Raw genomic sequence first — 22781 nt, 5'->3', positions numbered from 1 at the left:
ACCGGGTTCCGGTTGGTCAGCGGCTCAGTGCGCCTCGTCCCAGTTGCCGGCGGCGCGAGCTTCGACCGCGAGCGGCACGCGCAATTGCACGGCCGGGTGCGGCGCCTCGACCATGATCTTCTCGATGATCGGCAGGGTTTTCTCGACCTCCTCCTCCGGCACCTCGAAGACGAGCTCGTCATGAACCTGCAGGAGCATGCGGGCGTTGAGGCGGTTGGCGGCGAGCGCGTCGTCCATGCGGGTCATCGCCCGGCGGATGATGTCGGCGGCCGAGCCCTGGATCGGCGCATTGATCGCCTGACGTTCGACGAAGGCGCGCTCGGACGGGTTCTTCGAGGCGACCGCCGGGAAATGGCAGACGCGGCCGAAGATCGTCGTGACCTGACCGTGGGCGCGAACATGGGTCTTGGTCTGGTCCATGTAGTCGCGGATGCCGGGGAAGCGCTCGAAATACTTGCGGATATAGGCGCTCGCCTCCTCCCGGCCGATGCCGAGCTGGTTGGCGAGGCCGAAGGCGGAGATGCCGTAGATGATGCCGAAATTGATCGCCTTGGCGCGGCGGCGCACCTCGCTCGGCATGCCCTCGACCGGCACGCTGAACATTTCCGAGGCCGTCATCGCGTGGATGTCGATACCATCGGCAAAAGCCTGCCGGAGCTGCGGAATCTCGGCGATATGGGCGAGCAGGCGCAGTTCGATCTGGCTGTAATCGGCCGAGACCAGCTTGTAGCCCTTCTCGGGCACGAAAGCGGTGCGGATCTTCCGGCCGGCCTCGGTGCGGATCGGAATGTTCTGCAGGTTGGGCTCCGACGATGAGAGCCGGCCCGTGGTGGTCGCCGCCAGCGCGTAGGAGGTGTGGACCCGGTTGGTCTCGGGATTCACATAGCCCGGCAGCGAGTCGGTATAGGTCGATTTCAGCTTGGCGAGCTGGCGCCATTCCAGGATTTTCGAGGGCAGCGCGTGGCCCTGCTCGGCGAGTTCCTCCAGCACACCGGCGCCCGTCGCCCATTGGCCCGTCGCAGTCTTCTTGGCGCCCGCCAGTCCCATCTTGCCGAACAGGATGTCGCCGAGCTGCTTCGGGCTGCCGATCGTGAATTTCTCGCCGGCAAGCTCGTAGATCTCGTCTTCCAGCCGGGCGAGCCCCTGCGCGAAATCACCCGAGAGGCGCGAGAGGATCTGCCGGTCGATGGCGATGCCGCGGCGCTCCATCCTGGCGAGAACCTCGACCATCGGCCGCTCCAGCACCTCGTAGACCGATGTCTTCTTCTCGGCGACGAGGCGCGGCTTCAGCACCAGCCAGAGCCGGAGCGTGACGTCGGCATCCTCGGCGGCGTAGTCGGTCGCCCGGTCGAGCGGCACCTTGTCGAAGGTGACCTGCGATTTGCCGGTGCCGGCGACCTGCGAATAAGGAATCGTCTCGTGGCCGAGATGCAGTTCCGAGAGCTTGTCCATGCCGTGCGTATTGTTGCCGGCATCGAGCGCATAGGAGATCAGCATCGTATCCTCGATCGGGGACACGGTGAGGCCGTGACGCTCCAGGATGAGCAGGTCGTATTTCAGGTTCTGGCCGATCTTGAGCACGCCCTGATCGGCGAACAGCGGCTTCAGCGCCGCCACCGCCTGCGCCAGCGGAATCTGGCCTTCGAGCAGCCCCTCGTCGAACAGCCCGCCATCGCCGCCGCGGTGCTGGAGCGGGATATAGCAGGCACGACCCGGCGCAACCGCGAGCGATATGCCGATCAGATCCGCCTGCATCGCGTCGAGCGAGTTGGTCTCGGTATCGAGGGCGACATGGCCGGTCTCATAGGCCCAGCCGATCCAGCGTTCGAGATCGGCGAGCGTGCGGACGCATTCATAGGCGGTGCGGTCGATCTTACCGGCAACGGCTTCGTTCTTGCGGGAGGCAGCGAGATCGCCCGGCTTCAGCCAGCCATCTTCGCCGCCGGTGGCGCCTGAGGCAGCAGCGGCCGGCGCAGGAGACGCAACCGGGGCCGTGCCGGAAACCGCGTCTTCGATCGCATCGGCACCGGCATAGAGCGCCTTGAGCTCGGCCGCGCGTGCGCCGCCCGGCGCCAGGTCAGGGTTGGCATCGACGGCGCCGACATCCGCCTCATAGGCCTCGGCGACGCGCTTGGTGATGGTGGTGAACTCCATCGCCTTGAGGAAGGCGATGAGCTTGGCCGGGTCGGGCTGCTCCAGCGTCAGGTTTTCCAGAGGCGTCTCGACCTTCACGTCGTCGACGAGGCTGACGAGCTTGTGGGAGATGCGGACCTTCTCGATCACCTCGGGATTGGTCAGGGTCTCCCTGCGCTTGGGCTGCTTGATCTCGCCCGCCCGCGCCAGCAAGGTTTCGAGATCGCCATATTCGCCGATGAGCTGGGCCGCTGTCTTGATACCGATGCCGGGCGCGCCCGGCACGTTGTCGGTGGCATCGCCGGCCAGCGCCTGCACGTCGGTGACCTTGTCCGGCATCACGCCGAAATACTCGACGACCTCGGGCTCGCCGATGCGGCGCTCGGCCCGGAAGCCGGCACCCTTCTTCTGGTCGCCGGAGGCGGGGTCGTACATCGCGACGCCCGGCTTCACGAGCTGCATCAGGTCCTTGTCGGCGGAGACGATCAGAACGTCGGCGCCGGCCTCGCGCGCCTGTTTCGCATAGGTCGCGATCAGGTCGTCGGCCTCGTAGACATCCTGCTCGACCGGGATCAGGCCGAAGGCGCGCACCACCTCGCGCATCAGCGGGAATTGCGGAATGAGATCGGCCGGCGGCTCGGAGCGGTTGCCCTTGTAGGCCGGGTAGATCGCCTTTCGGAACGAGTTCTCCGACTTGTCGAAGACGATGGCGAGATGGGTCGGCCTGACGCCGAGCACGCCCTCGCGCACGAACTGGAACAGCTTCGTCGCGAAGAGCCGGACGGCGCCGGAGGGCAAGCCGTCCGAACGGGCATTGTATTTCCGGTCCTGGTTGATCGACTGGAAATAGGCCCGGAAAATGAAATTGGAGCCGTCGACCAGGAAGAGGTGGTCGCCGGGCTTCAGGGCGGGGGCGGTCGTGGCTGTCTCGCTCATGGCGCGGACCATAAGCGGGCCGACGCAACCGGTCCATTGCATCCGGACGGCGATTCGCAGCAAGCTGGCCAAAATGCGTCAGGAGCGAAGCGTCGTGAATCGCTATGTCACCATGCCCCTCGTGTTCGAAGGGGTCCCGGAAGCGGAGATGCAGGGGCGAGCGGACGCCTTCCTGGCCCACATGCGCAAGCGCCGCACCGTGCGCGACTTCTCGGACAAGCCAGTGCCGCGGGAGCTGATCGAGACCGCCGTGCGCGTCGCCGGTACCGCTCCGTCAGGCGCGAACCAGCAGCCCTGGAGCTTCGTCTGCATCTCCGATCCCCAGCGCAAGGCGCTGATCCGCGTGGGCGCGGAGGAGGAAGAGCGCGCCTTCTACGCGGGACGTGCCGGCGAGGAATGGCTGGATGCGCTCGCCCATCTCGGCACGGACGAGAACAAGCCCTTTCTGGAGACCGCTCCCTGGCTGATCGCGATCTTCGCGCAGCGCTGGGGCATCGATGCCGAGGGCAACCGGATCAAGCACTATTACGTGCCGGAATCGGTGGGGATCGCCACCGGCTTCCTGATCGCGGCACTGCACGATGCCGGACTCGCGACGCTGACGCATACGCCGGCGCCGATGAATTTCCTCAACGCGATCTGCGGCCGGCCCGACAACGAGAAGGCGCTGATCCTCCTCGTCGTCGGCTATCCCAGGGAGGGCTGCGCTGTCCCCGCCATCGGCAAGAAGCCGCTGGAGGAGATCGCGACCTTCCTGTGAGGCGCTCGATTAAGCGGTGATCTTGTCGATCTCGGCGAGATCTTCCGCGCTCAGCGCCCAGTCGGCCGCCTTGACGTTGGCCGCGACCTGCTCCGGCCTGGTCGCGCCGGCGATGACGCTGGAGACGACCGGCTGCGCTGCCAGCCACGAGAAGGCGAGTTCGACCAGGCTATGGCCGCGCTGCTCGGCGAAGGCGGTCAGCCCCTCGATGCGGCGCCAGTTGTCTTCGCTGAAGATTTCGTCGGCGCGCTGCGGCAGCTTGGTCAGACGCGCGCCTTCCGGCATCGCCGCGCCGCGCTTGTACTTGCCGGTGAGCGCGCCATTGGCGAGCGGGAAATAGGGCAGGAGCCCCATGCCGTAATGGGCGATGGCCGGGATCAGGTCCTTCTCGGCGCCGCGCTTCAGCAGGCTGTATTCGTCCTGGGCCGAGGCGAAGCCGGGAATGCCGAGATCGCGCGCCGTCCATTGGGCATCGGCGACCTGCCAGGCGACGACGTTCGAGCAGCCGATATAGCGGACCTTGCCCTGGCGGACGAGGTCGTCCATCGCGCGCAGGGTCTCCTCGATCGGGGTCAGCGGGTCCGGCCGATGGAGCTGGTAGAGGTCGAGCCAGTCGGTCTTGAGGCGCCGCAGCGAATCCTCGACGGCACTCATGATGTAGCGACGCGAGCCGCCCTTCTTCACGCCTTCGGCATCCATGTCCATGCCGAACTTGCTGGCGAGCACGATCTGCTTGCGGCGCGCGCCCAGCACCTCGCCCAAAGCCGTCTCGGAGCCGCCGCGCTCGCCATAGATGTCAGCGGTGTCGAACAGGGTGATGCCATGCTCGATCGCGGCATCGACGACCTTGCGCGTCGCGTCGAGATCGATGCGGCCGCCGAAATTGTTGCAGCCGAGCCCGACGAGCGAGACGCGTAGGCCTGAGCGGCCGAGATTGCGGAATTGCATGGTGGTGATCCTTCCCCTTTCGCATCGGACCCAAAAGTGGGCCCCACTTTCGGAAAGCTCCGATGCGACAACACGATGATCCAGAGGCTGGCAGAGGATCAGAGCGAGCGGGCAAGGACAATCGGCCGAAGCGTCATCCGCGGGCTGCGCTGGGCGCAGACCTCGAAACGAAAATGCCCGGGCTCTCACCCGGGCATCTGGTCTCAGGCCACTTCGGCCTTCTGCTTCTGCGAGCGCTTGCGCTCGTTGGGGTCCAAAATGCCCTTGCGCAGGCGGATCGACTTCGGCGTGACCTCGACGAGCTCGTCATCGTCGATCCAGGCCAGCGAACGCTCCAGCGTCATCCGGATCGGCGGCGTCAGGCGCACCGCCTCGTCCTTCGACGTCGTGCGGATGTTGGTGAGCTTCTTGCCCTTGAGCACGTTCACCTCGAGATCGTTCTCGCGGGTGTGCTCGCCGACGATCATGCCCTGGTAGACCCTCCAGCCCGGCTCGATCATCATCGGGCCGCGGTCTTCGAGGTTCCACAGCGCGTAGGCGACGGCCTCGCCCGTCTCCATCGCGATCAGCACGCCGTTGCGGCGGCCGGCGATCTCGCCCTTGTAGGGGAGATAGGCGTGGAACAGCCGATTCATGATCGCGGTGCCGCGGGTATCCGTCAGCAGCTCGCCCTGATAGCCGATGAGGCCGCGGGTCGGAGCATGGAAGACGAGGCGCAGGCGATTGCCGCCCGACGGCCGCATCTCCAGCATGTCGGCCTTGCGCTCGGCCATCTTCTGCACGACGACGCCGGAATGCTCCTCGTCGACGTCGATCACGACTTCCTCGATCGGCTCCAGGAGCTGGCCGGCCTCGTCGCGCTTCAGCACGACGCGGGGACGGGAGACGCCGAGCTCGAAGCCCTCGCGGCGCATGGTCTCGATCAGGATCGCGAGCTGGAGTTCGCCGCGGCCGGAGACGATGTAGCTGTCCTTGTCGGAGGCTTCCTCGATCTTCAGCGCGACATTGCCCTCGGCCTCCTTGAACAGGCGGTCACGGATGACGCGGGTGGTGACCTTGTCGCCTTCGGTGCCGGCGAGCGGGGAATCGTTGACCGAGAAGGTCATCGACACGGTCGGCGGGTCGATCGGCTGGGCCTTGATCGGCTCGGTGACGGAGGGGTCGCAGAAGGTGTCGGCGACGGTGCCCTTCACGAGACCCGCGATCGAGACGATATCGCCCGCGACCGCTTCCTCGATCGGCTGGCGCTCGATGCCGCGAAAGGCGAGGATCTTCGAGATGCGGCCGGTCTCGACGGTCGTGCCGTCGCCCGAGAGCACCTTGATCGTCTGGTTCGGCTTGGCCGTGCCGGAGGTGACGCGGCCGGTGATGATGCGGCCGAGATAGGGGTTGGCCTCCAGCAGCGTGCCGATCATGCGGAACGGGCCGTCCTCGACCGCCGGGGCCGGGACATGCTTGAGGATGAGGTCGTACATCGGCGCCAGGCCCTGATCCTGCGGACCTTCCGGGGAATCCGCCATCCAGCCCTGCTTGCCCGAGCCGTACAGGATCGGGAAGTCGAGCTGCTCGTCGGTGGCGTCGAGCGCGGCGAAGAGATCGAAGACCTCGTTAATGACTTCGGTGGTGCGGGCGTCGGGCTTGTCGACCTTGTTGATCGCGACGATCGGCTTCAGGCCGAGTTTCAGGGCCTTCGAGACCACGAACTTGGTCTGCGGCATCGGGCCTTCGGCGGCGTCGACCAGCACGATGGCCGAGTCGACCATGTTCAGGATGCGCTCGACCTCGCCGCCGAAATCGGCGTGGCCGGGGGTGTCGACGATGTTGATGCGCGTATCCTTCCAGACGACCGAGGTCGCCTTGGCCAGGATGGTGATGCCGCGCTCCTTCTCGAGATCGTTCGAATCCATCACGCGCTCGGCGACGCGCTGGTTCTCGCGGAAGGCGCCGGACTGCTGCAGGAGCTTGTCGACAAGGGTCGTCTTGCCATGGTCGACGTGCGCGATGATGGCGATGTTGCGCATGGACATGCGGGTTGGGCCTTGTTTTCAAGGCCACGAGCCGGTCTGGAGCGATGCCCCGCCGGCGCAGCCTGTTTCACGTGAATCTGGAATTCGTTGCGCTGCACATAAACGCTCCGAAGCGTTTGGGCAACCGGAGCTTCTGCCTCTCAACGAAGAGAAGCCTGATATGCTATATCGTTCCGAGGCTTAGATTCCCGATTCGATCGCTAGGATGCAGGATGAAGACCGAGGTTATCGTCCAACTTACCGAAACGTTTGAGGGGCACGCGCAGCGAACGGAAACGGGTACCGATTACTGGCTGGCGCGCGATATCCAGCACTTGTTGGGTTACGCGGAGTGGCGCAATTTTTTGAATGTGCTGACCAAAGCCAAGGTTGCCTGTGAGGTCGCAGGGCATACCGTCGATCACCATTTTGTTGACGTCAACAAAATGGTCGAGCTGGGTTCAGGCAGCCGCCGCGAGATCGACGATGTCATGCTCACGCGGTTCGCTTGCTACCTGGTCGCCCAAAACGGCGATCCGTCGAAGCGCGAGATCGCCTTCGCGCAGAGCTATTTCGCGATCCAGACCCGACGCGCCGAATTGATCGAACAGCGGATGCTGGAGGTCGAACGCCTCCACGCTCGCCGCAAACTCACCGCCACTGAGAAAGAGCTCTCAGGGCTGATCTACGAACAGACCGGCGGCAACCAGGATTTTGCCCTGATCCGCAGCAAGGGCGATCAGGCGCTGTTCGGTCATTCGACGCAAGCGATGAAAGAGCGATGGAATGTCCCCGAAGGGCGCCCGCTGGCGGACTTCGCCCCGACGATTATCCTGAAAGCCAAGGACTTTGCGACCGAGATCACGATCTTCAATGCGCGAGCACATGCCATGAAGACCGAACGAGCTATTTCCACCGAGCATGTGACCAACAATCAGGCTGTCAGAAACACATTGCTTGATCGCGGCATTCGCCCCGAAAGCCTTCCGGCTGCGGAGGACATCAAGAAAGTTGAACGCCGCGTCGCCTCGGACGACCGCAAGACGCTGGGCAAGCCCGAACGTCTAGATGGTAATTGAGAAAGCCCGGCACACGGAAACTGATGCCGTCGGCTCAATCGGCAAGGTGAGCTTCGGGGCTCAAGCCTCCGCCAGCGTCCGCTGCCTTTCGGCGACGGCCCGGCCGACCTGATCGATGGCGAGGCGATAGGCGGCGAGCGCCGCCACGTCGAGGTCGCCCTTGGCGTAGTCGGCGAGCACGCGGGTCAGGATCTGGTCGGCCTCGCGGCCGAGCCGTATCAACTCCGCCTCGTCCTCGCAGGAGCGGATGACATTGAGCAGCTCCAGCAATTCGTCGAGGCCCGACATCGCCCGTCGGCGCCGGTTGGCGCTCTCTCGACCGAGCAGCGCCGCGCCGCCTGTGCCCACGGCCGAGAGCGCCATGGCGCTAATATAGAACCAGTCGCCATAGCGATCGAAGAAGCTCTCCTGCTCGCCGTCGATATAGGCGGCAGCACCGGAATGAACCGGCAAAGGCGCGTCCTTGTCGGTCGAGGGCGTCTCCAGTGCCTGCACGGCCGGGAGTTCAGAAGCCAGCGTCAGACGCAGGCCGAGGATGTCCTTGGTGAGCTCGCCGACGAGATTGTCATCGAGGCTCTGCGCCGCGACGAGGCGCGAGGTGATCGAGATTGTCGGCAGGCTCTCGGCCGGGCGGGGCGGATCGCCGCCAAGGGCGCCACGCACGATCTCGCCGGATTCGATGGCGCGATAATGCGCGGCCAGCGCATCGGCCTCGCGGACAGGGATCAGGACGGGGTCGTTGCCCCAGGCCTCGCGCAGGCGGCGCAAACCTTCGTTATTGGTGTGAGAGCCCACCGCATTGATCGAGAAGAAGACGTCGATCCGCTTGTCCTTCGCCGCCGGCACGATCTCGTCCTGGTTGAGGCCGATGATCGTGACCTCCTCGGGCCGGACCTCGTATTGCGCCAACACCCGCTTCAGCAGCATCATGTTGCCGGCGGGGTTACGCCCCACACCAATCCTGCGGCCGCGCAGGTCGGCAATCCGGCCGATCGCGGTCTCGGCCGTGGTGATGAAGAAGGGATAGGTCCGCCGCGTGATCAGCACCGTGTCGGCGGTCGAGGGCATGGCGATATCGGCGCGCAGCATGGCGAGATCGGCCTGGCCGGCATCGATCCGCTTGGCGCTGTCCTCCGAGCCTTCGGTCAGGACGAGGCGCAGGCGCACAGAGGCCTTGTCGCGGTTGAGGCCCTGCACGAAGGCCGCGGCCATGCGGGCATCCTCCGAGCCGAGCGGCCCGACGGCGAGACGCAAGGTCCGCGGCTGGCTGACATAATAGAACACCGCCGCGGCCAGACCGGACACGGCGAGCAACGCCGCCGCCATCGCCAGCCCGCGCCTGGTCATGCCCAGCCGGATCAATCCGCCCCCCTCTTCGCTCTCACCGAACATGGCTTCCTTCGCCATCATGTCGCAAGTACGGCATGCGCCCGCGAACGGGCCGTGCTAAACGCCGGGCCATGTCCAATGGTTCGCCCTTCCTGATCAAGATCTGCGGTCTCTCGACGCCGGAGACCGTCGAGGCTGCGCTCGCGGCCGGCGCCGACATGATCGGGCTCAATTTCCACCCGAAGAGCCCGCGCTACGTGACGCTGGAGCGCGCCAGGAACTTGGCGGCGATCGCCCGCGGCAAGACCGAGATCGTCGCGCTCGTCGTCGACTGGAGCGAGCAGCGGGCGGCGGAACTCGCCGAGGCACTCAATCCCGACTGGCTCCAGTTCCATGGCCGCGAGACGCCCGAACAGACCGCGGCTTTGCGCCGGGCCGTCGGCCGGCCGGTAATGAAGGCGCTCGGCATCGCCACCGCGGAAGACCTCAAGGCCGTCGCCGGCTATCGCGATGCGGCCGATCTCATCCTGCTCGACGCCAAGCCGCCGAAGGATGCAGCCTTCCCGGGCGGGCATGGCAAGCCCTTCGACTGGGGCCTGCTCGCCGGCCTCGACCCCTCGCAGCGCTTCATGCTATCGGGCGGACTCGATCCGGCCAATGTCGCTGAGGCGATCGGCATCACGAGGCCGGCAGGCGTCGACGTCTCCTCGGGCGTCGAAAGCGCGCCGGGGGTCAAGGACCCCGCGCGGATCGCGAAATTCATCGCATCGGCCCGCAAGGCCGCGGCGGCAATGGAAGAAGGTTTGACGGCATGAACGCCCCCTCGACCCCGAACAGCTATCGCAACGGCCCCGACGAGAACGGCCGCTTCGGCCTGTTCGGCGGCCGCTTCGTTGCGGAGACGCTGATGCCGCTGATCCTCGAGCTGGAGGAGGCCTACAAAGCCGCCAAGGCCGATCCGGCCTATCACGCCGAAATGACCAGCGGACTGAAGCATTATGTCGGCCGGCCCTCGCCGCTCTATTTTGCCGAGCGGCTGACGGAGCATTTCGGAGGCGCCAAAGTCTATCTGAAGCGCGAAGAGCTGAACCACACCGGCTCCCACAAGGTGAACAACGTGCTCGGCCAGATCCTGCTGGCGCGACGCATGGGCAAGAAGCGCATCATCGCCGAGACCGGCGCCGGCCAGCATGGCGTCGCCACCGCCACGCTCTGCGCCCGCTACGGCCTCGAATGCATCGTCTACATGGGCGCTGTGGACGTCGCCCGGCAGGCGCCCAACGTCTTCCGCATGCAAATGCTCGGCGCCAAGGTGGTCCCGGTCGAATCCGGCACCAAGACGCTCAAGGACGCGATGAACGAAGCGCTGCGCGACTGGGTGACCAATGTCGCGACGACCTTCTATTGCATCGGCACGGTCGCCGGCCCCCATCCCTATCCGGCGATGGTGCGCGATTTCCAGTCGATCATCGGCAAGGAGACCCGCGAACAGATGCAGGAGGCCGAAGGACGCCTGCCGGATTCGCTCGTCGCCTGCATCGGCGGCGGCTCGAACGCGATGGGCCTGTTCCATCCCTTCCTCGACGACCCCTCCGTCGAAATCTACGGCGTAGAAGCGGCCGGCCACGGCATTCCGAGCGGCCTGCATGCGGCCTCGCTCACCGGCGGCCGCCCCGGCGTGCTGCATGGCAACCGCACCTTCCTGCTGATGGACGATGACGGGCAGATCAAGGACGCCCATTCGATCTCGGCCGGGCTCGACTACCCCGGCATCGGGCCCGAGCACTCCTGGCTGCACGATGTCGGCCGGGCGACCTATCTCTCGGCCACCGACGAGGAGGCGCTGGAGGCGTTCCAGCTGATCTCAAGGTTGGAAGGTATTATTCCAGCGCTGGAGTCCGCGCATGCGCTCGCCCGCGTCGCCGATCTCGCCCCGCAGAAGCCGAAGGACCACCTGATGGTGGTCAATCTCTCCGGTCGTGGCGACAAGGACATCCCGCAGGTCGCGGAAATTCTGGCGGCGCGCTGAACACGCCGCCGGCCTCATCCAAAGTTCTAGGCGCGTCCTCTCGACTTCCGCTACGGCAACGGCAACCATGAATTGTCGCCGGTGCGTCCGCATCGGCATTGTTGCGTGGAGCGGAACCGGGGCCAGTGGGGGGCAGCGGTAACGACGACCGTCCGATCGGGCGCGGGCCGGACATAGCCGGCCTGCCGATCGAGCTCGCCTTTCTGGCGCGGCATGGTCTGGCACCTTCGCTTCTTGTCCGTGCTGCCGAAGTATCCCGGCGCAGCCGCACCGAACCGGTCCGCGAGGCGATCGCGCTCGGCCTGATCGACGAGACTGGCTTCTACCGGGCACTCGCAAACGAGATGGGGGTCGCCTTCCTGCCGCAGCCACCGCATCTGATGCCAGGCGGCGGCCATGACGCGATCCTGCGCCAGGGCATCGCCCCAACCGTCGACGACAGACGCTTCCGCTTCATCCTCGCGCCCGAGGGACCGTCCTTGCGGCGCATGCTCGAAGCCGGGCCGCGCCATCGCGGCGACATCGCCGTGACCACGCCGCGCCGCTTCGCCGGCGCCTTGCGCCACAGCAATGCCGAGACCCTTGCCGAGCACGCAGCGGGGCTCGACCCCGCCGGCCTTGCCCGCGACAGCGCCCGGACCGGCGCCAGCCGCGGACAGGCCATCGCCGCCGGAGGCGGGGTGGCAACCGCTGCGCTCGGTGGCGTCTTCGCCCCGCTCGAAACCTTCTTCGGGCTCGCATTGCTGCTCGGACCGCTCTTTCTCGGCCTGATCCTGCTGCGGCTTGCGGCCTCGATCGAGCGCTCGGCGCCCGATCTCTGGCACAGCCATCGCTGGCGCATCGACGAGGGCCGCCTGCCCGTCTACACGGTCGCGGTGCCGCTCTACCGGGAGCTCGCGGTGCTCCGGCAATTGATCGATGCGCTCGGCGCGCTCGACTATCCCCCGGCCAAGCTCGACATCCGCCTGCTGATCGAGGCCGACGATACCGGCATGCGCAGCGCATTGGCGCAAATGGCGCTGCCGCCGCATTTCTCGGTGACGATCGCGCCCCCCGGCCAGCCGCGGACCAAGCCGCGCGCGCTCAACCTGGCATTGCTCGAAGCGCGCGGATCGCTCTTCACCATCTTCGATGCCGAGGACATTCCCGACCCCCAGCAATTGCGCATGGCGGCGGCGCGCTTCCTGGGCGGCCCGAAGGAGCTCGGCTGCCTTCAGGCCAGGCTCGTGATCGACCATGCCGAGGAGGGCGTGCTGCCCGGCCTGTTCGCGCTGGAATATGCCGGGCTGTTCGAGGTGCTCAATCCCGGCCTGCTCCAGTTCCAGCTGCCGATCATGCTGGGCGGGACCTCGAACCATTTCCGAACAGAGGCTCTGCGCGCTGTGGGCGGCTGGGACGCCTGGAACGTGACGGAGGATGCCGATCTCGGCTTCCGGCTGGTCCGCGCCGGCTATCGCATCGGCGACCTGCCCTCGAACACGCGCGAAGAGGCGCCGCTGACCCTTCCTGCCTGGCTGAAGCAGCGCTCGCGCTGGATCAAGGGCTATATCCAGACGCTGGTGACGCATTCGCGCGCGCCTCTGCGCCTATTGCGCGAAGCCGGCCTCGCGGCGACCTTTGCCTTCCTGTCGCTGGTCTTCGGCACGGTCGCGACCGCTCTCGGCTATCCCGCCTTCGCCATCGCCGCCATGATCGCCTATTGGGATGGGTCGCTGTTCGAGCCCGTGGGTACCATCGCGACCCTCACCTCGATCATCGCGCTCGGGGTCTGGCTTATGGGCAGCGTCGCGCTGTTCGTGCCACCGATCGTCGGGGCGTTGCGGCGGGGCGCACCAGGCCTGCTGCTGCTCGTGCCGCTGTTGCCGCTCTACTACGCGCTGGTCTCGGTCGCCGCCTGGATGGCCTTCTACGACTATTTCAACCGCCGCTTCGCCTGGAACAAGACGGAACACGGGCTGGCGCGCCGGCGCGCGCCGATCCCTGACGCTACGAGTGACGCAGCCACTCCGCTGCCGCCTGCGCCGGGGGCTGCTCGATATTGAAGGCGCCGACGAAATTGCCGTCCTTGCCCATCAGATAGACCAGCGCAGTGTGGTCCATGGTGTAGTCGCCATCCTTGAGCGGCACCTTCTTGGCATAGGCGCGATAGGCCTTGATCACCGCGTCGATGGCCGGGCGATCGCCGCTCAGGCCGACGATGCGCGGATCGAAGGAGCCGAGATAGCTCTTCATCGCCTCAGGCGTATCGCGCTCGGGATCGACCGTGATGAACAGGGCCTTCAGGCCCTTCGCCTTGGCGCCGTCGCCGGCCGCGCGCAGGGCCTCCGAAATCTCGAAGAGCTTGGTCGGGCAGATATCCGGGCAATGGGTGAAGCCGAAGAAGACCAGGAAGGGCGAGCCCTTCAGGTCGGTGTCGGAGAGCGGCTTGCCCTCCTGCGTCGTCAGCGTGAAGGGGCCGCCGACGCTGGCGACGCCGCTTCCACCGCCCTGGCGGCCGGGCGAGAAGGTCAGGATCGCGGCGGCGGCAAGCGCGAGCGCGCCGGCAAGGAAGACGACGAGGGGCAGGACGAGACGGCGATTCACGGAATTTATCCCATCAGGCGGCCGCAGCCGCTAAAAGCAAGCCACGATGGCAGCGATCAGACCGTCGGTGAAAAGCCGATCGCCTTCGCGCCACCAAAGCAGCAGGCCGGTGAGGAACAGGGCGAAGAAGCCTCCGCCGATCAGCATGAGGCCAAGACGGCTCGAAGAGCCGGCCTCCGTCTGCGCTGTCTCGTCTGCCTGCGACATGGGCATAACCTATCGCCGGATCACGCCGTCCGAAAGCGGGCGGCGTGACGCAGGGGGCTCACGATGCAGCGAGACACCCATGAACACGATATGCCGTCATGGTCGGGCTTGTCCCGACCATCCACGTCTTCAAGGATGCCATGCGGTGCTCAAGACGTGGGTGCTCGCCACAAGGGCGAGCATGACGGCAGAGGTTCCGCTCACTTCACCGGGAAGGTCAGCGGGGAATAGTCCGTCACCGGGCGCTTGACCCAGTCGTTGCCGGGCGCAGCCGCTTCCGTCCGCTTCTGGCCCTCATGGAGGCGCAGGGCCGCGGCCGGATAGTCCATGGTCAACACCGTGCCGTCGCGCACCACGAGCTTGCCGTCGACATAGACGCGGTCGACGGCGCGCTCGGCGGCCGCATAGACCATGCTGCGCACGGGGTCGCGGCGCGGCTGCATCATCGGGTGCTTGAGATCGACCATGACGAGGTCGGCCTTGCAGCCCGCTTCCAGCCGGCCGATATCGTCGCGGCCGAGCGCGGCGGCGCCCGCCGTGGTCGCGGCCTCGAAGATGTCGGTGGTGGTGAGCGTGCGCGGGTTCTCCGCCATCATGCGGGCGACATAGCCGACATGGCGCATCTCCTCGAGCATGTTGTGCGGATAGGTGTCGGTGCCCATGCCGATGCGGACACCGGCACGGCGATAGCGCCCGAAATCATCGAGCGCGATGCCGCGGCGCATGAAGACCGTCGGGCAATGGGCGACGACCGTATCGGTCTCGGCCAGCAGCGCGAGATCGCGGCGGCTGTGCCAACCGACGCGCGGATAATCGTCGAGGAAGATGCCGTGGCCGACGATGCTGGTCGAGCCGAGCACGCCGAGCTTCTCCAGCCACTGGATCGGCGTCACGCCATGGCGGCGGGTGATCTCGTGGAACTCGACCGTCGACTGGGCCGCGTGGATCTGCCAGGGCAGGCCACGGCGCTTCGCTTCCGCGTGGCTGCCCTTGATCAGGCCTTCGCTGCAGGTGTCGATCTGCGCCGGGCAGACCATGCCGAAGAGCCGGCCGGACGGGTGTTTCTGCGCCTGCTCGATGAGGTCGAAGGCGGTCTCCATGGCCGCCTCGCCAGCCTTCTCGTCCCACTCGTATTCGACGACATGGCCGTTCTTGGTGTACCAGCGGGCCGAGCGGAACATCGGCGAGACGCAGACGCGCAGGCCGCTATTGGCCGCAAGGTCGATCCAGCCGGGATGGGCGACCGAGAGATCGGCGAGCGTGGTGACGCCGGAGAGCAGCAGCTCGGAATAGGCGACCTGCACGCAATCCGGCACCGTTTCGGCATCGGGCCGCAGGATCGGCATGAACTCGTAGAGCGAGGAATTGTAGAGCGCGGGCGAGCCGAGCTCGTCGAGGAAGCCCTTGTTCAGCGCCTCGCTCGACGGATGCGAATGGATGTTGACGAGGCCGGGCATGACCATGCGCCCGCTCCCGTCGACCGTCTCGTCGGCCTGGCCTTCATAGCGCGGCCCGACATAAAGCAGCGTGCCGTCCTCGAAGGCGACATCGGCTCCGTGCAGATAGACATGCCGGGAGGCTTCCGCGTCCCAGGCGACAACGACTTCGGCGTTCTTGATGACCGTGATCGTCATGATGGTTCCTCCCTGGCGTCAGACATAGAAAAAGCGCCGCGCGGCTCGAGGCCGCGCGGCGCTGGGGACGTTCAGCGCTTCAGCTTAAGGTCGAGCCCCTTGTAGAGGCCGGCGCCGTAGATGCCGTGGGCCCGGACGCCCTCCAGCCGGTCGCCCGCGACGACCCAAAGCGGCTGCGAGGCCAGCGGCACCCAGACATTCGCCTCGGTGAGCTGGGTCTGGACCGCGCCGATCGCTTCCTTGCGCTTGCCGGCATCGACGGCGGTCGCCGCGGCCTTGAGCAACTCGTCGGTCTTCGGATCCTTCCAGTTCATCCGGTTCGGCGTCGGCACCTGCCGGCTGGCGAAGTAGAGGTTCAGCGCCTCGGTGGCCGTCACATAGGGGTAGGCCATGTAGAAGGCGTCGAATTCCTGCGTCGCGAGCTTGCCCCAGGCGACGGTCGCATCCCAGAGCTGGATCTTGAGGTCGATGCCGACCTTGCGCAGGTCGGCCTGCATCGCCTCGGAGATGCGCGGGTTCACGTCGTTGCGGATGCCGTAGACCACGAAGGTGGCCTTCTGGCCGTCCTTCTCGCGAATGCCGTCGGCGCCCGGCTTCCAGCCGGCCTCGTCCAGCAACTTGATGGCGCCGGCCGGATTATGCTTCGGCATCTTCCCGGCGGAATCCTTGTCGTAGTCGAGCACGGCCGGGTTCAACAGCGAGGGCAAGACCTGGCCCTTGCCGAAGAAGATCGCCTTGGCGATCGCCTGCTTGTCGACGGCCATGTTGACGGCCTCGCGGATCACCGGATCCTTCGAAACGGGCTTGTCGACCTTGAAGCCCATGAAGATGTCGTAGATGTAGTTTTCCTGCCGCTGCACCGTCATGCCGGGGATGCGCTGCATCGTGTCGAGCGCGATATAGGGCATGTAATAGGTCACGTCGGCCTGCTTGGCCTGGATCGCGGCCATCAGCGTGTTCGACTCGGGGATGACCTTCCAGACGATCTCGTCGATCTGCGGCTTCGGATTCTTGTAGATCGGCGGGCCCCACGAATAATGCGGGTTTTTCTTGAGCACGAGCTCCTGGCGCGGGGTCCATTTCGACCAGCAATAGGGGCCGGTGCCGTTGAAGCCCTGCACGCCGAAATTGGGGCCGAGCTTCTCGACGGTCGCCTTGTCGACCACCGAGGCGAAGGACAAAGCGAGCTGGAACATCAGATCGCTATAGGGCTCCTTCAATTCGTAGATCAGCGTGGAATCGCCGTCGGCGCGGATATCCTTGACCGGGCCGCCACGGAAGGAGACCGGCGACTTGTTGGCCGGGTCGGTCCAGCGCTTCAGCGAATAGACGACGTCGTCGATCGTCATCGGCCGGCCGTCGCAGAACTTCACGTCCTTGCGGATCTTGAAGGTGTAGGTCAGGCCATCCGGCGAGATCGTCCAGCTATCGGCAAGGCCGGGCTTGATCGTCTTCATGTCGAAATCGACCGTCACCAGCGTGTCGGCCAGCATGTACATGACCTCGGCCGCCGCGGTCGCGGTGGTGCGGATCGGGTCGTAATTGTCGGCATCGATGACGCGCAGGATCGAGAGCGGCGCCTTCTGCTGGGCGACCGCAGGGGCCGCCGCGAAGGTCGCCGCGGCCGCGCCGGCAAGCAGCAGAGTTGAGAGTTTCAGCATCGAGCAAGTCCCCTTTTTTGACGCTTCTTGGTTGATGACGGCGCTATTTGCGCAGCTTGGGATCGAGGGCGTCCCGCAGGGAATCGCCGAGCACGTTGAAGGCCAGCACGACCGCAAAGATCACCAGGCTCGGCAGGACCGAGACATGCGGCGCGAAGAACAGGAAATTGCGCCCGTCGGCAGCCATCGCGCCGAGCTCGGCCGTCGGCGGCTGGGCGCCGAGACCCAGGAAGGACAGGGCCGCGCCGAGCAGGATGACCTGCCCGAAGCGCAAGGTGACGAAGACGAAGATTGCCGAGAGGCAGTTCGGCAGGACGTAGCGCAGGATGATGCGGAGATCGCTCAAGCCGAGCGAACGGGCAGCTTCGATATAGCCCTGCTGGAGAACGACCAGCGCCGAACCGCGCACCACGCGCGCCATCAGCGGCACCGTCGCGATCGAGAGCGCGATGATGACCGCGAGCAGGCCCGGCCCGAAGATCGCGGCGATGGCGAGGCCGAACAGGATCGCGGGAAAGGACAGGAGGACATCCATGAACCGCATCAGCACGCCGGACAGCTTCGGATAATAGGCTGCGGCGAAGCCGATGATGCCGCCGATGGCGCAGCCGAAAGCGACGGAGGCCGAACCCATCAGCAGGGTCGTGCGCAGGCCGTAGAGCAGGCGCGTGATCATGTCCCGGCCCTGCCCGTCGGTGCCGAGCAGCCCCATCTCGCCGGGCGGTTTCAGCGTGTTGGCGAGGTCGTTGCCGAAAGGATCGGTCGGCGCGAGCCAGGGCGCGAGGACCGCGCCGAGGATCGCGAGCACGACAAGCGCCAGCGCGATGCAGGAGCCGATATCGGAGGTCAGCATCCGGAGCACGGTCTTGCGGCGGACGGGCGTGGCGGCAGCGACGCTCACGGCCGCTTCGACCGTCTTGGCGCCCGGCTGCAGCGCATTGCGTTCAAGCTTCACGGAGGAACTCATCAGGTGCCCCTCACGCGCGGATCGAGCACGGCATAGAGGACGTCTACCGCGAGATTGACCAGGATGAAGCCGAGCGAGAGCATGATGATCGTGCCCTGCGCCATCGGCAGGTCGCTGGACAGGATGGCGCCGACCGCGAGCCGGCCGATACCTGGCCAGCTAAACACGGTCTCGGTGACGACGGCGCCGCCGAGCAGGAAGCCGATCTGCAGGCCGATCAGCGTCACGACCGGGACCAGCGCATTGCGCAGGGTGTGGCGCAGCACGACCGTGCTCTCGCCCAGACCCTTGGCACGGGCGGTGCGGACATGGTCGGCGCCGAGCTCGTCGAGCACCGAGGTCCGGGTCATGCGCGCGACCGGGCCGACGAAGACGCCGCCCAAGGTGATCGCCGGCAGGATGACGCCCTGGATGCCTTCCCAGGTCCAGAGCGGGCCGGTGCGCCCGGTGAAGGGCAGGATCGGATAATAGAAGCCGAAGAGCCAGATCAGCCCGAGACCAAGGAAGAAGACCGGCAGCGAGACGCCGGCCACAGAGAAAGCCATGATCGCGCGGTCGATCAGCGAACCCCGGTAATAGGCGCCGACCGTGCCGAGGGCCATGCCGAGCGGGATCGCCCAGATCAGCGAGGCGAACATCAGCTCCAGCGTCGGGCCGATGGTGTTGCCGAGTTCCTGCGTCACCGGGACGTTGTTGATGATGGAGACGCCGAGATCGCCCTGCGCGAGACGCCCGATATAGATCGCGAACTGCTTCCAGAGCGGCTGGTTCAGCCCGAGTTCCTGGCGGATCGCCTCCACCACGTCCTGGGTCGCGGTCGGGCCGGCGCGGACCTGCGCCGGATCGGTCGGCACGACCTGCATCAGCAGGAAGCCGATCAGCAGCACGCCGAGCATCACCGGCAGGACCAGCAGCAGCCTTTGCAGCGTATGTTTGAGCATCGTGGAGACCCCGGCCTATTGCGCGGCAGCCGCGAATTGACCGTGCCGGTCGAAGACGACCTCGCCGCCGAGCAAGGTCAGGTCGCAGCGCACCTCGTTCTCGACCTGCCCAACAGGGATCGCGAAGATGTCATGCGAGAGCACCGCGATATCGGCGAGCTGGCCCGGCACCAGCCGGCCGAGCCTGTCCTCGGCGAACTGGGTATAGGCGCCGAGCAAGGTATAGGCGTGGACCGCCTCTTCCATGCTCAGCTTCTCGGCGCCGCCGATCTCGGTGTGGCGCTTGGTCTGGCGGGTGACCATCGTGAAGAGGTTCTTGAACGGGTCGGTGGCGCAGACCGGCGCATCCGAGCTTGCAGCGGCATGGAGGCCGCCATTGAGCCATTTGCGCATCGGGTAGGAGGCACCGGCGCGCTCCTCGCCCAGATTGATCACGTAGAGATCCCCGAATTCGTAGATGAAGGCCGGCTGCGGCACCGGGTCGATGCCGGCGGCGGCCATGCGCGCGAGCTGGCCGTTGGTCAGGAAGCCGCAATGCTCGATGCGGTGGCGGCGGCCCTTGATCGGATGCGCGGGGCTGTCGGCCTGCTCGATGCCGGAGAGCACCTGCTCGATCGCAGCGTCGCCGATCGCATGGATCGCAAGCTGATAGCCGAGCTCGTGGTAGTGCCGGAGATAGCGATGCATATCGGCATCGGAATAGATGAAGATGCCGCGATTATCGGAATCGCCGACCAGGTAGGGCTCGGTCATCGCCGCGGTCAGACCGCCGGCACTACCGTCGCCGAAGACCTTCATAGCGCCGTAGCGCAGGAGGCCGGTCTCGCGCCCGAAGCGATAGCCCGCCGCATGGGCCTCATCGCCGATGCCGTCGGCGTTGCCGTAAATGCAGACCCAGGTGCGGACCGGCAGCGTGCCGGCGCGCGCGACCTCCTCATAGGCCTCGATCTCGGCCATGCCGGCGCCCATGCCGACGCCGGCATCCATGACGCTGGTGAAGCCCTGCGCGAGCATGTAGTGCCCGGCCTTCTCGATCGCGGCTTTCAGCTCCGCGATGCTCGGCTGCGGCATCGCCTCGACGATCAGGCGCATCGCGCTTTCGGCCAACAGGCCGGTCAGCTTGTTGTCGCGCCGCTCGATCAGGCCGCCTGCCGGGCTCGGCGTGTTATGGCCGATCCCGGCCGCCGCCATGGCACGGGTGTTGACGACGCCGACATGGCCGCAGGTGCGCTTGATATAGACGGGATTGTTGGGCGCGACGCGGTCGAGTTCCTCGGCCGTCGGATGCCGGGCCTCGGCCAGCTCGTTATGGTCGTAACCGCGGCCGGTGACCCATTCGCCGGGCTTCTTGCCCTTCACGGCGGCGGCGATGCGGCGCAGGATCTCGTCAATGCTGTTGACGCCCTCCTCGGGGCGCAGGTTGACTTCGCTCATGGCGAGGCCGAGCGGCAGCAGGTGCATATGCGCGTCGTTGAGACCGGGAATGGCGACGCGGCCGGCGAGGTCAACGACCCTGGTGGCCGGCCCCTGCAAGGCGGCGATCTCGGCGGCCGAACCTGCCACCAGCACCTTGCCGTCGCTGATCGCGAGTGCCTCCACGAAGCCTTCGGCCAGACCGCAGAAGATGCGGCCATTCAACAAAACGGTCTCAGCTTGCGTCATCGGCCCGGATTATCCTGCTTTCCCTGTTGAATTCTCGTCACGAGGCATTGGCGCAGCGATAGTCTTCGGCAAGCATCTCCCGTGCCATGCGCGCGGCTATGCGCGAGCATGCAGCCCTCTCGTATCGAATGGGGTTTTAGTCTGGACGGTGTGCTTTGAACGCGAAAACTATTCCACTCCGCCGGTTCCCCATGACACTATTTTCTTATTGGCTTTCCGGCAGCATCGCTCAGAATATTGAACATGGCAAGCTCCGCCGAGCAGGCGGGCTCTGCATGACGCGCAGGAACGACAAGGCGCGCAGAATGGGGAAACGGAACGGCCATGAGTTTTGATGTCGGCGGAAGGCTGAAGGAAATCAGGCTGGCGGCCGGGCTTTCCCAGCGCGAGCTCGCGGCGCGTTCAGGCGTCACGCATAGCCTGATCTCGCTGATCGAACAGAATCGCAACAGCCCGTCGGTCGCGTCCCTGCGCAAGATCCTCGACGGCATCCCGATGACGATGGTGAATTTTTTTGACGAGGCGAAGGCGCCGCGCGACAAGGTGTTCTTCGAGGCCTCGGACCTGCTCGACCTGACCTCGCGCCTGCATCAGGTCAATGGCGGCGAGAGCCGCGGCCAGATGTCCTTCCGCCAGGTCGGCGACGCGCAAGCCCATAACCTGCAGATCCTGCACGAATCCTACGATCCCGGCGCCGATACCGGCGCCGCCATGCTCAAGCACGAGTCGCATGAGGGCGGGGTGGTGCTGGCCGGCGAGCTCGAGATTACCGTCGGCGACCAGGTCAAGGTACTGAAGCCGGGCGACGCCTATCTCTTCGACAGCCGCATCCCGCATCGCTACCGCAATATCGGCACGGAACGCTGCATCGTGGTCAGCGCCTGCACGCCGCCTTACCTTTGAGAAGCGGCAGCCGGCGGCCGAGCGGCATGTGCGCCGCCACGTCGCACAAACCTTAGAATTTATGTAAACTATTGATATTATTTGATTTTTATTACCGAACCGGATAGAACTGCGCCTCTTCGCAGAGGTCGCAATGCACACCGGTTCCAGCTCCACACCCAAATCGGCGACGAGCCTGGAGCTGTTCTCACGCAATCTCTCGCTCTCGGCCGGCACCTTCACGATCCAGGAGGGCGAGCGGATCGTCGGCCCGATGCGGCCCGGCCTCAAGGTCGCGGTCATGCTCGAAGGCCGACAGGCGCTGGAGCTCGACGACCGCCCCGCCGTGCTGCTGGACGGGCCGACCGTGCTTGTCGCGGCCAATGGCGGCGAGCATCTGCAGCAGCGCACCGGCCTCGCCGACGGCGCGCTGCGCTGCGCCCTGATGCAGTTCGATTTCGATTTCGTCGGGCGTGAGTTCGGGCCGGATGTGGCGAAGGCCGCGCGCCTCGCCTGCTCCGGTGACGCCGGAATCTGGGTACGCCCTGCCGATGCGCCGATCCGCTCCCTCGCACTGCAAATGGCGGAATGTCCGGTCGGCGAGACGCTGCGCCCGCTCTATCTCGCCGGCAAGGCGCTCGAACTCGGCGCGCTGGTGCTGGACCAGATGCTGGGCGAGCGGCCCGTCCGTCCGGCAAGGCTCAATCCGCGCCTGCGCGAGCAGGTCCATGCCGTACGCGACCGCCTGCTCGAAACGCTACGGGAGCCACTGAGCTTGGGCGAGCTGGCGCGCGAAAGCGGGCTCAACCCGACCAAGCTCACCGCTGCCTTCCGGACCGAATTCGGCGCGAGCGTCTTCGAATACCTGCAGGAGCAGCGCCTGCAACAGGCCTATGCGCTGATCGCGAGCGGAGAGGCCAGCGTCGCCGTCGCCGCCTTCCAGGTCGGCTACAGCCCGGCGCATTTCTCGGGGCTGTTCCGCAAGCGTTTCGGCGTCACGCCCAGCGCCCTGCGCTGATTCCGG

General features: G+C 66.1%; 18 protein-coding genes. 7 read left to right on the top strand and 11 right to left on the bottom strand.

The window, feature by feature from the left end:
* Positions 1–24: 24 nt before the first annotated feature.
* Positions 25–3069 carry a DNA polymerase I gene (gene polA / locus Q0Q36_RS08235; protein WP_293797192.1) on the bottom strand — a complete coding sequence of 1015 codons (3045 nt, stop codon included), beginning with the start codon at positions 3067–3069 and terminating at the stop codon, positions 25–27.
* A 148-nt stretch (positions 3070–3217) separates the two neighbouring features.
* Between polA and Q0Q36_RS08230 the strand changes: the two genes are divergently transcribed.
* Positions 3218–3829 (top strand): nitroreductase family protein, encoded by a 612-nt coding sequence (locus Q0Q36_RS08230; RefSeq protein ID WP_293797343.1) that lies wholly within the window; start codon positions 3218–3220, stop codon positions 3827–3829.
* Positions 3830–3838: 9 nt separating this feature from the next.
* Here the strand turns inward: Q0Q36_RS08230 and Q0Q36_RS08225 are convergent, their stop codons facing one another.
* Positions 3839–4777: an aldo/keto reductase gene (locus Q0Q36_RS08225; RefSeq protein ID WP_293797190.1), complete on the bottom strand. Its 939-nt coding sequence runs from the start codon at positions 4775–4777 to the stop codon at positions 3839–3841.
* Between the two features lie 203 nt (positions 4778–4980).
* Positions 4981–6804, bottom strand: coding sequence for a translational GTPase TypA (gene typA / locus Q0Q36_RS08220; protein WP_293797188.1), 1824 nt, complete (start codon positions 6802–6804; stop codon positions 4981–4983).
* A gap of 212 nt (positions 6805–7016) precedes the next feature.
* Here typA and dinD point away from each other — a divergent pair, with 212 nt between their 5' ends.
* Positions 7017–7862 (top strand): DNA damage-inducible protein D, encoded by an 846-nt coding sequence (dinD, locus tag Q0Q36_RS08215; RefSeq protein WP_293797187.1) that lies wholly within the window; start codon positions 7017–7019, stop codon positions 7860–7862.
* 60 nt (positions 7863–7922) lie between these two features.
* On the opposite strand, the gene Q0Q36_RS08210 is transcribed toward dinD, so the two are convergent.
* Positions 7923–9254: a TAXI family TRAP transporter solute-binding subunit gene (locus Q0Q36_RS08210; RefSeq protein WP_293797185.1), complete on the bottom strand. Its 1332-nt coding sequence runs from the start codon at positions 9252–9254 to the stop codon at positions 7923–7925.
* 68 nt (positions 9255–9322) lie between these two features.
* Here Q0Q36_RS08210 and Q0Q36_RS08205 point away from each other — a divergent pair, with 68 nt between their 5' ends.
* The 3 genes from Q0Q36_RS08205 to Q0Q36_RS08195 all read left to right on the top strand — a co-directional run bounded on the left by Q0Q36_RS08205 (position 9323) and on the right by Q0Q36_RS08195 (position 13262).
* Positions 9323–10006, top strand: a complete 684-nt coding sequence (locus Q0Q36_RS08205) for a phosphoribosylanthranilate isomerase (protein ID WP_293797183.1) — start codon at positions 9323–9325, stop codon at positions 10004–10006.
* The gene (trpB, locus tag Q0Q36_RS08200; protein WP_293797181.1) at positions 10003–11220 is read left to right on the top strand and encodes a tryptophan synthase subunit beta; all 1218 of its coding nucleotides are present in this window, start codon (positions 10003–10005) and stop codon (positions 11218–11220) included. The genes Q0Q36_RS08205 and trpB overlap by 4 nt, the downstream gene beginning before the upstream one ends.
* Before the next feature lie 125 nt (positions 11221–11345).
* Positions 11346–13262: a glycosyltransferase family 2 protein gene (locus Q0Q36_RS08195; RefSeq protein ID WP_293797179.1), complete on the top strand. Its 1917-nt coding sequence runs from the start codon at positions 11346–11348 to the stop codon at positions 13260–13262.
* On the opposite strand, the gene Q0Q36_RS08190 is transcribed toward Q0Q36_RS08195, so the two are convergent.
* The 7 genes from Q0Q36_RS08190 to Q0Q36_RS08160 form a co-directional block, all read right to left on the bottom strand.
* Positions 13207–13803: an SCO family protein gene (locus Q0Q36_RS08190; RefSeq protein WP_293797177.1), complete on the bottom strand. Its 597-nt coding sequence runs from the start codon at positions 13801–13803 to the stop codon at positions 13207–13209. The two genes, Q0Q36_RS08195 and Q0Q36_RS08190, sit on opposite strands and share 56 nt — an antisense overlap.
* Before the next feature lie 30 nt (positions 13804–13833).
* Positions 13834–14010, bottom strand: a complete 177-nt coding sequence (locus tag Q0Q36_RS08185; protein WP_293797176.1) for a hypothetical protein — start codon at positions 14008–14010, stop codon at positions 13834–13836.
* Positions 14011–14210: 200 nt separating this feature from the next.
* Positions 14211–15644, bottom strand: coding sequence for an amidohydrolase family protein (locus tag Q0Q36_RS08180; RefSeq protein ID WP_293797174.1), 1434 nt, complete (start codon positions 15642–15644; stop codon positions 14211–14213).
* 71 nt (positions 15645–15715) lie between these two features.
* Positions 15716–17305, bottom strand: coding sequence for an ABC transporter substrate-binding protein (locus Q0Q36_RS08175; RefSeq protein WP_293797172.1), 1590 nt, complete (start codon positions 17303–17305; stop codon positions 15716–15718).
* A 43-nt stretch (positions 17306–17348) separates the two neighbouring features.
* On the bottom strand, positions 17349–18272 hold the full coding sequence (locus tag Q0Q36_RS08170; protein WP_293797171.1) for an ABC transporter permease: 924 nt from the start codon (positions 18270–18272) through the stop codon (positions 17349–17351).
* Positions 18272–19213, bottom strand: coding sequence for an ABC transporter permease (locus Q0Q36_RS08165; protein ID WP_293797169.1), 942 nt, complete (start codon positions 19211–19213; stop codon positions 18272–18274). Before Q0Q36_RS08165 ends, Q0Q36_RS08170 begins: the two co-directional genes overlap by 1 nt.
* Before the next feature lie 15 nt (positions 19214–19228).
* Positions 19229–20875 (bottom strand): amidohydrolase, encoded by a 1647-nt coding sequence (locus Q0Q36_RS08160; RefSeq protein ID WP_293797166.1) that lies wholly within the window; start codon positions 20873–20875, stop codon positions 19229–19231.
* Between the two features lie 324 nt (positions 20876–21199).
* On the opposite strand from Q0Q36_RS08160, the gene Q0Q36_RS08155 reads away from it, so the two are divergent.
* Together Q0Q36_RS08155 and Q0Q36_RS08150 are read left to right on the top strand one after the other, a co-directional pair.
* Complete coding sequence (locus Q0Q36_RS08155) at positions 21200–21778, top strand: cupin domain-containing protein (RefSeq protein ID WP_293797164.1); 579 nt, start codon at positions 21200–21202, stop codon at positions 21776–21778.
* 133 nt (positions 21779–21911) lie between these two features.
* Complete coding sequence (locus tag Q0Q36_RS08150; protein ID WP_293797162.1) at positions 21912–22775, top strand: AraC family transcriptional regulator; 864 nt, start codon at positions 21912–21914, stop codon at positions 22773–22775.
* Positions 22776–22781: the final 6 nt, after the last annotated feature.

The sequence above is a fragment of the uncultured Allobosea sp. genome (assembly GCF_945957345.1).
GTDB lineage: Bacteria > Pseudomonadota > Alphaproteobacteria > Rhizobiales > Beijerinckiaceae > Allobosea.
This window is presented reverse-complemented; position numbering and strand designations above follow the sequence as displayed.